This window comes from Siphonobacter sp. BAB-5385, assembly GCF_002261125.1.
Lineage (GTDB): Bacteria > Bacteroidota > Bacteroidia > Cytophagales > Spirosomataceae > Siphonobacter.
Window position 1 is genome coordinate 80,328 of sequence record NZ_NMPS01000089.1, and the last position, 15,972, is coordinate 96,299.

A 15,972-nucleotide genomic window follows, 5' to 3' on the forward strand; every position below is an offset into this window, starting at 1 on the left:
TAAAAAATAAAGGCTGGTATCGTTCAGAATCCTGACCTAGCGATAAGAAAAAGGTTGAAAAAGGAATCGATCAGAAAGACTGAGTTTTAATGAATGTACCGAGCTGAAGAAATTTACCGCACGACTCCTACGTAGGATTCGAAATGCATCGGCTATTTAACGTAATGATTAAACCGGCTGCGGTATGTGGTTGCTTTCGGAAATAGATTTCATTCAACTATCAGGCGGCTACGCTTAAAGATCGCAGCTGAATCATTTATTGCTGGATCTGTATTCTGTAGACTGGTGATGACATACATCACCAGTCTACAGGTGAAGAGACTTATCCTTCCTGTAAAATGGATTCCAGGTCAGCCGGCGAGTAATTAACGGATTTAAGCGTCTTGTGATCCGATTTACGGTAGACGAGCCATTTACCATTATCTTCATGATAGGCGGCTTCTGTACCGTCTTTGGCCAGGTAGAACGCAACGGTAGCCTGAGCCTCGGCTTCAGTAGAGCAGGCCTTGCTCATGTTGGAGCGGTGTACCTCGTTGAAAAGCTCTACAAACTTCTCTCCCAGACCAAATTCCAGTACCGCTCCCGAAAGCACGTACTGTAAATCACACAAAGCATCGGCTACGCCCACGAGGTCATTCGCCTCTACGGCTTCCCAAAATTCTTTGAGTTCCTCCGCTAATAAGGCGTACCGAAGTTTTGATCTTTGTTCGGAGGGGATCTGTGGATCATCTAGTACTGGAGCATGAAAAGTACGATGAAATTCAGCTACTTGTTGAAGAGAATTAAGTTGATCCATGTTGTATAATAACCTACTTTATGTTTAATAAGCGTTTTATTAAGAGGAAGCAGAGCCTTTATTTACTGATCAAATGTCCTGCTTGATGCATCAAATATACGCTTCCCTCCCGCCCTTTTCCCAGCTTTCCCAGCCCCCAGCTTCTTTAACCTACTCCGTTCCACGGCGTGACGATAGCTAACTTATTAGCTATTAACGAGTTACGATTCACGTGGAACAGTCATTTTTTATCAGAAGTAATGCATTGATAAATAGGCATTTACATAGAGGTTCCTCAATGATCCCTGTATTCTTTTGATAGGCCTTGGAAAGTCTGTTTATACCTTTATCCATTGATTCTAAGCCCAATGGATTGGAACTAGGTATAACTAAATACTAGCGTTTTAATGATTGAAACCCATCAGCCAGTTACGAGTTCCTACTGCATTTCCTTTACATAGGATCGTTCTTGGCCCTTCCAAGGTATGGCTGGTCGTTAATGAGATCAATCCAGCGGGACTACCTAATCAATAAAGGATAATTAGGAAGATCTCATGAGCCCACCGTTCGGGTCTTAGACAGAATGAATGAGCTCGTGTGGGTTATTGCTCGCGTTGGAATTCATCATGAGGCAATCATACCTCAACCCCTTTGGAGGCGTCACTTTATGAAGTTAACTACACACGGAGTCCAATAACCCGTGATCGAAGACCTTCTAGGAAATACAGCGAATAACGAATAAGCTCATCAAGTAGCTGACATCTCAAGTCCGCTCGCTTCGGCACTCAGAATTGTATACTTTAATAAATGAACCTATATTGAATGAATATTCATTTTTAATGAGCATACATTAGTGAATAGTTAAAGAATCCGGATATGCCTACATAATTTCCTGCCAGGTCTGGTCAGAATAAAATACAATCATTTTGACGACATGTTTGGTATCAAAGGCATGATTGTCGTCCACGCGAGAATGAGCTAGATCCGGCTTTCCTACGAATGCATTTCGTTTAGCGGATTCTGGGAGCTTTGCTGCGGCCGGAAATTCAGTAATAAAGGAAGCCGGCGTTTGGGGTATATTTCGTTGCTCCGGCGAATCATCGCAAAGCCATTCATACGTAATTTCAGGATACTGCTTGACAACCTTTCGGGCAATATCCATACTGAGTCGGTTACGCTCAGAAAGAATATGAGAAATACTAGATCGGGGAATTCCGATCGTATCGGCAAATTGAGCAGCGGTTAAATTTTTGGATTCCAGTAGATGAAGGATCTTCTCTTTGTCAGTCATAAGAGTAACAATTGTGACTTATTACTGGATCAAAGGTATTTTACTTTTGTGAATTATCCAAATCACAGTATAAACAGTTGTAAATTTATAAATGTAAATAAGTAGAAACTAATGTAAATTTACTTTTGTGTGTATTTTTACGATTGCAACTAATTGATTATCAATGTAATTTATTATTGTAAATAATATGATTTATAAATGTAACACCATTGTAAGAGAAGTAGCTTAATAAAAAAGGAGGGCATCTACCCTCCTCTATTCATTCATTAGATGTAACGCGATACTTATACCGCTACGTTGTTTTCACGTAGAGCCTGATTTAGGGATGTTTTCAGATCCGTACTTTCTTTACGTTTTCCAATAATGAGTGCACACGGAACCTGGTATTCGCCCGCCGGGAATTGTTTGGTATAGCTACCTGGAATCACGACGGAGTTTTCAGGAACTCTTCCGATGTACTCAACCGGTGATTCGCCTGTAACGTCAATGATTTTCGAGCTACCAGTAATCACTACACCAGCTCCTAATACGGCTTTTTTACCAATATGGGCACCTTCTACTACAATACAACGGGAACCAATGAAAGCCCCGTCTTCAATTATTACAGGTGCTGCCTGGGGTGGTTCGAGTACGCCACCGATGCCAACACCTCCGCTTAAATGCACGTCTTTTCCAATCTGGGCACAGCTACCAACCGTAGCCCAGGTGTCGACCATCGTACCACTATCTACATAGGCACCAATGTTAATATAGGAAGGCATTAAGATAACACCTTTAGAAATGAAAGAACCGTAACGAGCAACGGCAGGCGGTACCACCCGTACACCCAATTGATCGTAGCCAGTTTTCAATTTCATCTTGTCGTGATACTGGAAGATACCTACTTCCTGTACTTCCATAGATTGAAGGGGGAAATATAAGACGATTGCCTTTTTTACCCATTCGTTAACTTGCCACTCTCCATTAGTAAGTGGTTGGGCAACTCGAAGCGTACCCTTATCAACTTGTTCTACGACTTGCTGAATGGCGTCTTTAGCAGAAGCGGTACTTAACAATTGACGATCGTCCCAGATTTGTTCGATCGTAGTTTGCAATTCATTCATGGTGTAAATATATATTTACCGTAAAGGTAAGACGAAAGGTCGAAATGAAGTAACGTCATTTTGTCACTTTGTAAAGTACAATAAAAGGCCATACAATGGTTGAATATTTTATAAAGATCATTATACTTAATCAACAGATTGTTAGAGTATTAAGTAGTATATTAGATTTTCTTATGGATGTTATATAGTGCAATTTAGAATATTATTTTCCTTGGTAAGAAAGGATTTTGATTATCAGTGCAACGTAAGATAATCCTTGAAGATACACGTAATATCGATCAATAAACGAGGATTGAGTCTCGCCTACTCTAATTAATAAAAATATAATACCAGACCAATTCATGCCTGCTGAGTACTAGAGAATGGTTTAAATGAACTTGTGCCCAAAGCAATTTATTTGATAGGCTCAGAAGCTATAGGTAGTAGTGTATAGAGGCTGTTTTTTTATTTTGCCTTATAATAGTATACCTATTCTTCCTTAAATAGATTCCTCATTGGATTATACGGCTAGTTCAAATCAGATAGAATCGTTTCTTCCTTCATTCTAATCTAGAACGTACAAACAACGTCGCTACTTTAGTTAGTATAAAACCAGTCCATTTACTAAAAATGCTAATTACTAAATATCTTATTGCTAAAAATTAGAATATACTAAAAATAGATACTGCTGTTACTAAAATAGGCTCTTTTGTATTACTAAATATTGAAATTCCACCAAATCAATTAATTTCTTTAATATTGCAACGAAAACCATAATCTATTTTCAACATGGCCAAAGTACGTGTCGCAATCAACGGGTTCGGACGCATCGGAAGACTCTCCTTCCGTCGTTTATTGGAAAAAGAAAACGTTGAAATTGTTGCTATCAATGATTTAACAGATAACGCAACCTTAGCTCACCTCCTTAAATACGATTCAGTGCACGGTAAATTCGCCGGAACCGTTGAATCAGATTCAGAGAGCCTCACCGTTAACGGTAACAAAATTCACGCTTACGCTGAACGTGACCCAAAATTACTTCCCTGGGGAGATCTCAATATTGACGTAGTTATCGAATCAACGGGTCGCTTTGTAGATGAAGCAGGTGCTGGTCAGCACCTGACGGCCGGAGCTAAGAAAGTAGTAATTTCTGCTCCTGCCAAAGGAAACGTAAAGACGGTCGTATTGGGTGTTAACGACGATACACTGAACGCGGATGACAAAATCATCTCTAACGCTTCATGTACGACGAACTGCTTGGCCCCGATGGCGAAAGTAATCGACGACACCTTTGGTATCGAAAAAGGTTACATGACTACGGTACACGCGTATACGGCTGATCAGAACCTTCAGGATGCCCCTCACAGCGATTTACGCCGTGCTCGTGCCGCTGCTCTTTCGATCATCCCGACTTCTACAGGTGCTGCCAAAGCAATTGGACTGGTGTTACCTAACCTGAAAGGTAAACTGGATGGTTCTGCACTCCGCGTACCTACTCCTACCGGCTCTGTAACCGATCTTACGCTCGTATTGAAGAAAGAAGCTACAGCTGAAGAAATCAATGCTGCGATGAAAGCTGCTGCTGAAGGCCCCATGAAAGGATACCTGTTCTATGCAACAGATCCTATCGTATCTGCCGATATCGTAGGCGATTCTCACTCTTGTATCTTCGACTCAGAATTAACTTCTAGCCAAGGTACACTCGTGAAAATCGTAGGTTGGTATGATAACGAAGCTGGTTACTCCAGCCGTATTGCTGACCTGGTAGCTAAAATTGGTGCTTAATTACTGATAGCATTCGGTTTTAAATAAAAAAACCTACGTCTTTCGACGTAGGTTTTTTTATTACAATTCATTGAGATCTGCCACCACAAACGTACTTCCGCCCACCACAATTAAATCCCTAACCTCTGCGTGAGTACGAACGTAAGCCAGTGCTTCATTTACATCAGGTATGGTTTCTCCACGTAAACCGTGCTTAGCGGCTAGTTCCTTCAATGCTTCCGCTGGCAAAGCCCGGGGCGTTGAGGCCTGACAGAATACGTATCGGGCCTGCGTTGGATATAAGGGAAGAATTTTTGACAAGTCTTTATCCGCTACAAAGCCCAGTACAAACCACAAATGCTCATAATTGATGGAAGCAATCGTTTTAAACACCTCCCGAATACCGGGTTCATTATGGCCCGTATCCGCATAAGTTAAGGGCTGTGTAGAGAGCTGCTGCCAGCGTCCTTTCAAACCCGTCAAGGGTACTACGCAACCCAAAGCTTTCTTCATATTTTCCGGTGTGATCACATACCCTGATTGAGTCAGCACACGCGTCGTTTCCAGTACCCCCAGAACATTCTTAGCCTGGTAACTTCCCAAAAGATCCAGTGCTACAATTTGAACCGCTTTCATTGATTCGATGGTAAGCACTTTCTTTCCTTCCTTTATTTCTTCGGTTTGTACGGTATATCGATCCGAAGCAAACGTCAAAGGAGCCCGCAGAGTATCGGCTTGAGTCTGGAATACTTCGTCTATTTCGGGTTGTCGTTCACTAATGACAACGGGTACCCCTGCCTTCATAATACCCGCTTTCTCCGCGGCAATTTTAGGCAGGGTATCCCCCAGAACGTCGGCATGGTCCCAGCCAATATTCGTAATTAAAGCTACCTCCGGTACGATTACATTCGTAGAATCCAGTCGCCCCCCCATACCTACTTCAATCACTGCAACGTCTACTTCCTGCCGGGCAAATTCGTAAAAAGCTAAAGCAACACTTAATTCAAAGAAGGATGGTGTTACCGATTGAATAAACATTCGGTTCTCCTCCACAAAAGCAACGACCCGCTCGGGGTCAATGGCCACGCCATTAATCTTGAACCGTTCGGTGTAATCTTTTAAATGGGGCGAAGTATACAATCCCGTCTTGTAACCCGCTTCCTGCAAAATGGCCGAAAGCATGTGCGAGGAACTCCCCTTTCCATTGGTCCCCGCCACGTGAATAGTCTTAAACTTCCGATGGGGGTTCCCTAAATGTTCCAGTAAGATTTCGGTCGTAAGCAGACCGGGTTTATACGCCTGCTTACCTGCCAGGTGAAAGACGGGCAACTGCTGATACAGATACGCGAGGGTTTCCTGATAAGTCATCGTTAAAAAAATGCGTACAGACTGCACGCATTTTACTAGTACTATGAATGAATTGATTTTCTATTGTGAACGCACGACAAAGGTAATCGTTCCTGAAGACTGAGCGGCCCGACTGCCGGAAGCGTTGGTCGGTACAAAGTCCAGGCGTTCGATTTCTCGTTCGCATTTTCGTACGTCGGCCGGACTAAGCGTACTTTCCACGACCGATTTGGAAATCAGGTTCCCGTTTTCATCAATCTTGATGCGGAAGACTACTTTTCCATCCGAAGTCAGGCCCTGCGGACTCGGACGACGGCTCCAGGTCCAGCCCGTCAAACTTAGGGAGGAGCCATTGCCACCCCCGCCCCCAGTTCCTTTGCCGTAGAGACCCCGGCCATCTACTTTACCGTCTGGACTGCCGTAATCGCCTACGCCTTTATTACCCGCCGGGCCATTATTGTTGCCCCCCGGATTGTCACTCGTCCCATTCGTGCCGTTTGATTTCGCTTTCCCGTACAATCCCTTCGTATCCACTTTGGGTTGTTCGACAGGTTTTTCAGCGGGTTTGGCCGGAGCACTTACTTTCGTTTCTACGGGCTTCGTTTCTTTTGGTTCGGGCTTGGGAGCCACCTTCACCGGACTTTCCGTTTTAGCCGTCTTTAAGGGGGCTTCCGGAGCTTTTACCACAGGTTTCTTAACGGGTACGACCTCCTTTACTTCGGGTTTGCGTACCGTACGTTCTTCGCGTACCTCTTCCTTGGCTGGCTTTGATTCCTCCCGATTGGGTAGACGACTGGGTTTGTTGTGCGTTTGTATATCGCCACTGCCCAGTACCCCGTTGCCCAGGTTCGCTAGCTCAATGCCGACCATCGGTTCGGGTGGAGGCGTCAATTTCCACATCCCCACGAACCATAACAGCAAAAACAAAAGAACGTAAATGACCGTCGTGACTCCCAGAGCCACCGAGCGATTTTTCCGTTCTTCCTGTTCGATTTGGGCCGTTGTATTCATACCGATTCAACTATTTTTTTAAGAACGCGAATTTGATCAAAATGTTACAGACCTGTATCCTGTACCAACAAAAAACCAAACCCGGCAGAGTTTGGTTTTAGTCGTGGATCGATTTTCGAGGCTTAGTCAGCCAACGATTTCAGAATCCAGAGATTGTTATGAAAATGATTTCCAATGTTACGGGCCTTTTCCTGAGCTGCCGCCGCGGTGGGTAACTGATCGCCAACGACTACTTTCACCAGACCTTTGCGGGGACGGAACATCTGTACGCGGAACCCATCGCCTTCCAGTTGTTTCTTCATCACCGTAGCTGACTTCACTCCACCAAAGCTTCCGGCTACGATATAGTATCCTTTGGCCACTTCTGCTCCTTCGAGTGTTTTCACCCGGGATGGAACCACCAGGAACTTCATGGTATTTTTCTTGGCTACTTTTACTTCCTCTTCTGCAACGGGAGCAGCTACTACGGGTTGGGGCTTCACCACGGGTTGAGCTACTGCGATGGGTTGAGCCGGCTGTTTGGGCAGTACGACCGCTACGCTCTCCGCCTTTTTCGCATTCAACCAGGAGAAATCAAGGGCCGATACGGGGTTCATACTACTCAGTGTCGTTTTATGCTGACCCGTCATCCAGGCTCCTACCAGCGTCACCGCCATGACAACAACGGCCGCCGCCGCCCAACGGCTTAATCGTTTCACGGGCGTAGTGCTTACCGGTAGCGGGGCGGGTAATTCCTCTACTTCGGGTTCCAGGATCGCTGGAGCCGTCGAAGAAGTTACCGCAGCTTTGGCCGTTCGCTTGTACGCCGGCGTAAATTCGCCTAATCCAAAGCTTTCTCCGTGGAAATTGATCTTTCCAGCGGGCTCAAACACCAGCTTACCTTCCACGTTCTGCGTAAACACCCCCAGCTGATCAAATTGATACTGCTGTTGCTGGCGAATCTGCGAACGTACCTGATCCACGAATGCCCGCACTTTTACCTTGACCTCTTCGCGAGACCGATTTTCAACAGTAGCTACATAATTGGTCAGTAAACCATCGTCAAACTGTAACATCTCGTTGAACACGAGCCGTTTCCGCGGTGGTAAGACTGAGCCACTGGGTAAAAACGTCGCAGAATCAAAATTGCCGATAAAGCCCCCGAATTCCGGGATAACGACGCAATCTTGTTCGAAAAGCAGTTTTTTGACGTGTTCAGGAATAGTAGCCATGCGATTATGCGAGGTTGAAACCGTGAATAGCTGATTTTGAAAGGACTGCGGTCAGGCAGGTCATTTCAAGGTTTAAAGGTAGGCTACACTACCACAAAAATCAAACCGCATTTTTGAAATAATTTCCCTTCCGGGCTCATAAAGGCCTTTTTTACTCCACTAACCATTGAAGTAATCCGGGCTAAGGGTACGCATTTTCAGCGGATTACAAAAAAAGTCCGCTCAAGGAGCGGACTTAAAATTTATAAAAAATAAACCCGTTTATCTTTCACTAAAACTGGTATGATACGCCCGCCAGGAAGTTCACCCCCTGCTGTTTGTAGTACTGATAGCGTTCGTAGTTTTTACCAAGAATGTTATTGATACCCACAAAGCCCGAGATCCGATCGGTGATCAAATAGGTCGTCCGCAGGTTCAGGTCAAAAATGGCCGGTAGTTTACGAACCTGCTGCGAAACGGGATTACGTCCCTGCAGACCCGAGATCACGTAAAAATCCGTCGCTACAATCAGCTTCTTATTAAAGGTAAGCGTATTGCTCCAGGTAGCCGTGAAGTTCGGACGGTGCCAGGCCGTTTCCAGTTGCTTGAGTTCGTACCCGTATACATCGAACTTGAGGAAGGACCGCCACCAGTCTTCGTGCTGGTAGTTCAGTTGCCCGGATACATTGATGACATTAGACATCCCTCGGTCCAGGGGCTGATCGTAGAGAACTTCGAAACGGGAGGTATCACGACCCGAGTTATTAAAGACATACAGATTCCGGTAGCGACCGAAAGACACCTTCGCCTCGTAGCTAAAACCGCCCGCAATGAGTCCCTTCGTACCCAGGTAAATGTCGTGTACTTTCTCCGTATTCAGCAGTCGAACATTAGGAGCCAGGAATTGATTTTCGTCAGTCAGGCTGGCCAGCGTATTCCGGTGTACGTCTCCCTGATAACCCGCAAAAATGTGAATATCCTCGACGGGCATCAGATCCAGTTCCAGCACGGGATAGGCATGCGTGGGTTTGGTCAGCTCGTTCAGGTTGTCCGTTTCGTGTACAACGTTGATTCCCGCCAGTACGCTAAAACGATCGGTACGGTACTGGAATGTCGGTTTGATGCGGAATAAGTTCCGACTATTGGTTAATGAATCATTCCGCTGGGTTACGTAGGCATCACCGGCCAGGTGAGCGAAGAACTGAGCGTTGATGGGAAAGGTAGCCTTCAGATTAGTACCCCAATCGTATTCATTCGCCTGGGTGAAGGTACTCAGCGTCCGTAGGCGGGTCTTGATCGAATAATCAATCACGGCGTCCTTCTTCGTATTTTCGATTCCGATTCCTACGTTGAAGTTATTGAGCGTTTGCCGGATGTTTTCCCGCGTGGGCGTTTCCGGGGTCCGATGATAACCGTAGAAGTAAAACTGATTGCGATCGTACCCAATACTACCGTCGAGTTTGAAGCTATTCGTGGCGTACTTACCCCCCACCTGAATGAGTTGTTGACTCGTACCGGAGTTACGACCATCTACGGGACCAGTAGCCGTGGAGTTATGACGAGCCTTGATGTTAATGCCATACGGCAGGTCATTCCGGGAATTCACATTGGCCTCCGCGTAGAAGCGTCCGTAGTTCCCGGCTCCAATTTTCACTTCGGAATTATACAAAGCTTCATCATTCTGCGATTTGGGCAGTTCCGTCACGACGGGATTGAACTTCTGCGGAGCCACCATCAATTTCTGATCGGTGAACTGGTACTTCAGGGGTTGACGGTTGGGACGGGCGGCCTGACTAGCGGGAATTTTCTCGAAGTTCCGGTTTTGGGTCGTCAACGAGATTTTCCGCTCGCGGACAATATCAATTTCCCCCGATTGAATTTCGCCTTCCGCTGGCGTAACTTTTCCTCTATTCTGAGCAACCGCCGCAACGCTCAGTAAACTCACCAGTCCCAGCGAGTGGATAAAATGGCGAATTGTGATGTGATGACTCATAGTTCGATACAAAGATCTTCAGTGATAGGTTTTATTTCAGAGCAGCCAGTTTTTTGCGAGCTTCCTCCACGATGGTTTTATCCTCGGCTCCTTCGATGATCGTATTGAGCAGAGCTTTGGCCTGGAATGCTTCGTTCAGACAGACGTACACATCCGATAGCAACAGGAAACCCCGGTCAATCCACTGCTGATCGGTAAACTGCTCTTTCAGCTCATTGATAATCTTATCACGGGATTCTTTACATTTCTTTTCCTTGTACAGAATCAGGGCTACGTTGTAAATCGCTTCGGCCCCGTAGGAATCCTTGGCGAGTTTAGCCGTTTTCTCAAATTCTTCGATGGCCTTCTTCGAATCATTCCGGGCCAGGGCAATCTTACCCGAAAACAGCTGAGCCCGGTTCTGAGCACCCATCACGGCGTTTCCTCCGTTGATCACGTCTTTGGCGTATACGGAAGAAGAGTCGTACTTGGCGAGTTTGTAATACGCATCCATCAAACCCAGCTGAGCGGCCACCTGATCCTTTTTGTTGGTGGAGCTGCGTAACAGGGTTTGGTAGTTACTGACGGCTCCCCGGTAATTTTCGTTCTGGTATTCCAGCTCAGCCGCCCGTTGAGCTGCCCGTCCGACAAACTGCGTCTTATTATCCCGGATAACGCGGTAGAAGTACTGCAGAGCACTGGTACGGTCTTCGGTGCGATAGTACGAATCCGCCAGGTAATACAGAGCTTCGGGAGCCGAGCTACTGTTGGGATACTTTTGCAGAAATTCCTGAATGGCGGTAATGGCCTGAGCGTATTTCTCGCTGAAGTACATGTTCTTGGCCGCGTCGTACTTGATCTTCTCCAACGATCCATCCGAAGGATTGCTTTGCTCGTAGCCCTTGATGATGGAGCTGAACTCTTCCGGACGACCCACCGAATTCAAGGCATCCTGTACGCCTAGTAAAGCCGACTCGGCACTTTTAGAAGTAGCATATTTAGTTAGAATCACCTGATAATCGGCAATGGCTTCGTCGTACTTCTTCAGGTTACTGTAGGCAATCGCCCGTTGCAGATAGCCGGCGTGCAGAATGGGACTCTGGGGCTGACGCTGAATCAGGCGGGTGAACTGACTTACGGCACCCGTGTAGTTCTGCTGGTTGAGTTCTACCATTCCCAGCTGGAACATCGCATCATCCACGTAAGCGGAATTGGGATACTGATTCAGTAACTGGTTGAGGGTCGTACGGGCCTCCGCGTATTTATCGGTGTACAGAAGCGAAATCCCTTTATTGTACAAGGCATTGTCTTTATCCGACTTTCCGGTCACAACGACCTGATCATAAATCCGGGTCGCCTCATCGTAGCGTTTAGCCACCAGATACGTATCGGCCAGCCGAATCATCGCATCTTCGTAGTTCCGACGATCCTCAGCGGGCAGTCCCCGAACGGCGTCAGTATAGGCTTTAAACTGCGTAGAGGCCTTGTCGTATTCCCGCGTATTGTAATAGGCATAACCTAAACCGTACCGACTCCGGATTCGGAAATCAGGAACAATGGTCGAGTTATCCGAACTCGCAATGAGCTGGGTATACTGCGGAATCACCTCGGCGAACTTCTGCTGGGCGGATATGGCTTCCGCCTTCCAGAAACGGGCGGCAACGGACAGATCCCGATTGTCGGTATACTTCAGTGATTTATCAAACGAGACGATGGCCTGATCAAAACGTTCCGCATTAAAGGCATTAATGCCCAGGTTGTAGGCCGCCTGCTGGTACTGATTGCGTTGTTTGACCGTCAGGTTACGCTCCTTGTCCAGATAATCCAGAATCAGAGCGTAGTTATTGGAAAGCAGTAAGCCTTCCCCCCGTAGTTCTTTGCTTTCGTTGAGATAGGCACTGTTGGGATACGTTTTGATGAACTGATCGAATTCCTTGACCGACTCATTTCCATTACCCAGATCCAGCTGTACCTTGGCATGGTTGAAGGCCGCATCTTCCTGTACGGATGTATTGAAGCTCAATTTGCGGGCCTGATCCAGAGCCGCCAACGAGTACTGCAGGTTTTCCGTATTCAGATAGCTGATACCCATGTAATACGATGAATACTGACCCACGGTATCTTTTGAAGCGGCCAGCGGTTTCAAGGCAGCGATGGCTCCGTTGAAATCGTTTTGGCGATACAGGGAATACCCATACCGATACGCCGCCGGAACGGGCAATTTACCACCCCGGAAATTCGTGTGCATTTTATAGTACTCGGCTGCTTTGGCGTAGTTTCCTTTCTGGAAGTAGACATCGGCAACCAGTAACGACAACTCGTCGAGTCGCTTGCCCGATTTGTTACCTTTCCGTAAAATGGGCTCGGCGTAGCTCAGCAGAGGATCGTATTGGCCCTGCCGATAGTACGAATGGGCAATCCAGCCGGGTACTTCATTACCAAAGTCCTTGGAGTTTTCAATGCGGCGAAAATCGGAAATGGCCGCCGGATAATTGCCCTTGTTGTAGGCAATGACGCCGGAGTAATAGCTGGCCGCCGACGCGTATTCACTTCCCCCCACCTTCACCGGATCGAAGGCTTTCAGAGCCGCTTCGTAGTTCTGGTTATAGTACTGAGCCATCCCCAGTTTAAAAGCGGCTTCGGTACCACTGGCTTTCTCCAGGTACGGAATGGCTTTCGCATAATCGCCACTGTTGTAATAAAAATTGCCCAAATCAGCGTAAAGCTGACGGGCCGCCGGATGGTCCCCGTGGTTTTTGATGAATCGCTCGGCCAGAATTTCGGCTTCGGCCTGATTCAGATACAGGGCCGACATGGCAATGTAGTACTCCGCATTGACGGCATTAAGGTCATTGCTCGTCAGCAGGCCTTTGTTGGTTTCGAGGAAACGCTGAAACTCCTGACGGGCGGAGGCGTAGTTTTTCTTTTCGACAAACTCGATACCAGATCGATAATGTACATCGGGTGTGGTGTAATTGAGTGTATTCTGGGCCCACAAAGCCTGACCCGAATACAGCGATAGTAGGCACGATCCCACCAGGGACAAGCGACGTGTACGCATAGAAATAGGCTGATTGATTAACATCCGGAACTTTACTTACGAGAACATATACGGAAAAACCCGGTTTAATTCATTCACTGTCAAACCGAAATCAGCGGATTCTACCCGAGATTCAGCGGAACGGATGAAAAACCTACAAAAAAAGACAAATAAAACGGCGGAGTGTTCAAAGAGTTGGACTATTTTCACGGTTTAAACGCAAAGAAATACAAAACCGATATGATTCAACGACTTTTCGTCTGTGTCGTGTTCTTTCTCTGCGGTTTCGTTTCTGTGCCTGATTCCATGAGTCAAAATCATATAGAGTATACCCTCCGCATGCCGGAACCTGCTACGCATTATTTTCAGGTAGCCATGCACGTTTCGGAATTCGTTCATCCAACCATTCAGAAGCAGGGGTACATTGATATTAAGTTGCCAGTATGGACACCCGGTTCCTATCTGGTGCGGGAATACGCCAAGAATCTAGACCGCCTCGAAGCACACGCGAATGGAGTAAAAACCGACGTTCGTAAAATACGAAAGAATGTCTGGCGGGTTTCCCTGCCCGACGATACCCATGACCTTACCCTTACGTACGCCCTGTACGCCAATGAATTAACGGTACGGACGAATTTTCTGGACGATCAACACGGCTACGCTACCGGAGCCGCTACCTTCCTGTATGCCGACGAATTCAAGCATCAGCCCGCTGATCTGGTCGTTGAGCCGTACCGGGACTGGACCCGCGTGTCGGTAGCTCTGCCTGCCCTACCCGGAAAATCCTTTACGTACCGGGCCGAGAATTATGATCTGCTGGTAGACTCCCCCATCGAGATCGGTACGCATCAGGTACTTCATTTCGAGGCCTGTGGCATTCCTCATGAGATTGCCTTAGTGGGTACGCACGCTCCCGTGGATGAAGAACAACTGAAAGCCGATTACAAACGGATCTGCGAAGCCGCTCTGACGGTTGTAGGTACGCACCCCTGCCAGCGGTATCTATTCATCGTACACCATACAACCGGTGGCAGCGGCGGACTGGAACACCTGCACTGTACCACCCTTCAGACGAACCGGAATACGTACGCCCAGGAATCGTTGTATGCGAACTTTCTGGGACTGGTGGCTCACGAGTATTTTCATCTCTGGAACGTCAAACGGATTCGGCCCATTGAGCTGGGGCCTTTCGACTACGAGAACGAAAACTATACGCACCAGCTCTGGGTTGCCGAAGGCTTCACCAGTATGTATGACAATCACATTCTTCGGCGGGCGGGCTTGAGTTCCGTAGACAAATACCTGAGCGATGTAGCCAACGACTTTACCTACGTGGTGAACACGCCCGGTACACGGATACAGTCGCTGGCGGAAGCAAGCTGGGATGCCTGGATCAAGTACTATCGACCCAACGAAAATTCGATCAATAGCCAGAGCTCTTATTATACCAAAGGAGCTGCCGTAACCACTTTACTGAACCTGGAGATTCTGCACGCCACGGCGGGTGAACGTTCGCTGGATGACGTCCTGCGTTCGTTATACCAAACGTACTACCTGGAAGCCAATCGAGGCTTTACCGAGCAGGAAATTCAGACGACCATTGAACAAGTCGCAGGCCAGAGCATGGAGTCTTTTTTCCAGGACTACATCTGGGGTACGGCTCCGCTGAACATTGACCGATACCTGCAATACGTAGGTTGTCATGTAGAAAATGAACTGGATGCTCAGCAAGCGTATCTGGGTATTCATCTGGCTTCCGGCCGTCCGAGCATTCAGCACGTACTGAAAGGTTCACCCGCCTATCAGGCAGGCCTGAATGCCTTCGACGAACTGATCAGTATCGATGGGCAACCTGTTACGGATTTGCCACGATTTTTAGCCACTAAACAGCCGGGTGAAGAAGTACTCATCGAAGTTCGGCGGGCGGGTATCGTTCGGATTTTCGAAGTGGAACTGCAGTCAAATTCCCTGCAAAAACTAGTCATTGTTCGCAACGAAAACCCAAGTCCGGAGCAAGTAGAATTGTTCAGTAAATGGGTATGGCTGGGCTCCGAAACTGCCTAAGAAAAAGGCCTGTCTACAACGAATAATCCTACTAAAAACGTTTAGTATTCATTAGTTAGTATAATACTAAATACAAAAAGAGGTCGTTTATCCGTTGTAAACAGGCTTGTCTAGGTTTTTTACTCTTAATCTTCGATTTCTTCCAAGGCTTCTTCCCAGTCCCGAGCCATGGATTCAAAACGAGCCATTACCTTGTCGATAAACGGACCCGTCAACAATTCTTTTAAGTCTTCCTCACTCGAAATGTCGTATTCATTAATCTTGTAGGTCTGCTCCAGAGCCCCCGCCTCTATCTTGATGATATAGCGATTGTTCCAGGAATACAGACTGATTTTACAGGACGGATGTTGAACTTCACTGATAAAATGCATAAGCGTACAGTTTACGAATTAATAAAGACTCAAGGCTTTCTTTCTACGAAGATGCGAACACTCCT

At 46.8% G+C, this 15,972-nt stretch carries 11 protein-coding genes; 2 read left to right on the top strand and 9 right to left on the bottom strand.

The window, feature by feature from the left end; genetic code table 11:
• Positions 1-322 precede the first annotated feature (322 nt).
• From BWI93_RS08980 to BWI93_RS08990, 3 genes are all read right to left on the bottom strand, one after another.
• Entirely contained in the window at positions 323-796 is a 474-nt protein-coding gene (locus BWI93_RS08980) for a nucleoside triphosphate pyrophosphohydrolase family protein (protein WP_094810372.1), read from the bottom strand.
• An 859-nt stretch (positions 797-1,655) separates the two neighbouring features.
• A complete protein-coding gene (locus BWI93_RS08985; RefSeq protein WP_094810374.1) occupies positions 1,656-2,066 on the bottom strand; it encodes a helix-turn-helix transcriptional regulator in 411 nt (136 codons plus the stop codon).
• A gap of 284 nt (positions 2,067-2,350) precedes the next feature.
• Positions 2,351-3,169 carry a 2,3,4,5-tetrahydropyridine-2,6-dicarboxylate N-succinyltransferase gene (locus tag BWI93_RS08990; protein ID WP_094810376.1) on the bottom strand — a complete coding sequence of 273 codons (819 nt, stop codon included), beginning with the start codon at positions 3,167-3,169 and terminating at the stop codon, positions 2,351-2,353.
• 768 nt (positions 3,170-3,937) lie between these two features.
• On the opposite strand from BWI93_RS08990, the gene gap reads away from it, so the two are divergent.
• Positions 3,938-4,933: a type I glyceraldehyde-3-phosphate dehydrogenase gene (gap, locus tag BWI93_RS08995; RefSeq protein WP_094810378.1), complete on the top strand. Its 996-nt coding sequence runs from the start codon at positions 3,938-3,940 to the stop codon at positions 4,931-4,933.
• A 60-nt stretch (positions 4,934-4,993) separates the two neighbouring features.
• On the opposite strand, the gene BWI93_RS09000 is transcribed toward gap, so the two are convergent.
• The 5 genes from BWI93_RS09000 to BWI93_RS09020 form a co-directional block, all read right to left on the bottom strand.
• Positions 4,994-6,280, bottom strand: a complete 1,287-nt coding sequence (locus BWI93_RS09000; protein ID WP_094810380.1) for a folylpolyglutamate synthase/dihydrofolate synthase family protein — start codon at positions 6,278-6,280, stop codon at positions 4,994-4,996.
• A gap of 60 nt (positions 6,281-6,340) precedes the next feature.
• A complete protein-coding gene (locus BWI93_RS09005; RefSeq protein ID WP_094810382.1) occupies positions 6,341-7,270 on the bottom strand; it encodes a hypothetical protein in 930 nt (309 codons plus the stop codon).
• Between the two features lie 122 nt (positions 7,271-7,392).
• The gene (locus BWI93_RS09010) at positions 7,393-8,481 is read right to left on the bottom strand and encodes an SPOR domain-containing protein (RefSeq protein WP_094810384.1); all 1,089 of its coding nucleotides are present in this window, start codon (positions 8,479-8,481) and stop codon (positions 7,393-7,395) included.
• Positions 8,482-8,752: 271 nt separating this feature from the next.
• Positions 8,753-10,453: a hypothetical protein gene (locus BWI93_RS09015; RefSeq protein WP_094810386.1), complete on the bottom strand. Its 1,701-nt coding sequence runs from the start codon at positions 10,451-10,453 to the stop codon at positions 8,753-8,755.
• A gap of 31 nt (positions 10,454-10,484) precedes the next feature.
• The gene (locus BWI93_RS09020) at positions 10,485-13,493 is read right to left on the bottom strand and encodes a tetratricopeptide repeat protein (protein WP_158242657.1); all 3,009 of its coding nucleotides are present in this window, start codon (positions 13,491-13,493) and stop codon (positions 10,485-10,487) included.
• A gap of 285 nt (positions 13,494-13,778) precedes the next feature.
• On the opposite strand from BWI93_RS09020, the gene BWI93_RS09025 reads away from it, so the two are divergent.
• Positions 13,779-15,536, top strand: a complete 1,758-nt coding sequence (locus BWI93_RS09025; RefSeq protein ID WP_176454178.1) for a M61 family metallopeptidase — start codon at positions 13,779-13,781, stop codon at positions 15,534-15,536.
• A gap of 125 nt (positions 15,537-15,661) precedes the next feature.
• On the opposite strand, the gene BWI93_RS09030 is transcribed toward BWI93_RS09025, so the two are convergent.
• Positions 15,662-15,907, bottom strand: a complete 246-nt coding sequence (locus BWI93_RS09030; RefSeq protein WP_094810392.1) for a hypothetical protein — start codon at positions 15,905-15,907, stop codon at positions 15,662-15,664.
• Positions 15,908-15,972: the final 65 nt, after the last annotated feature.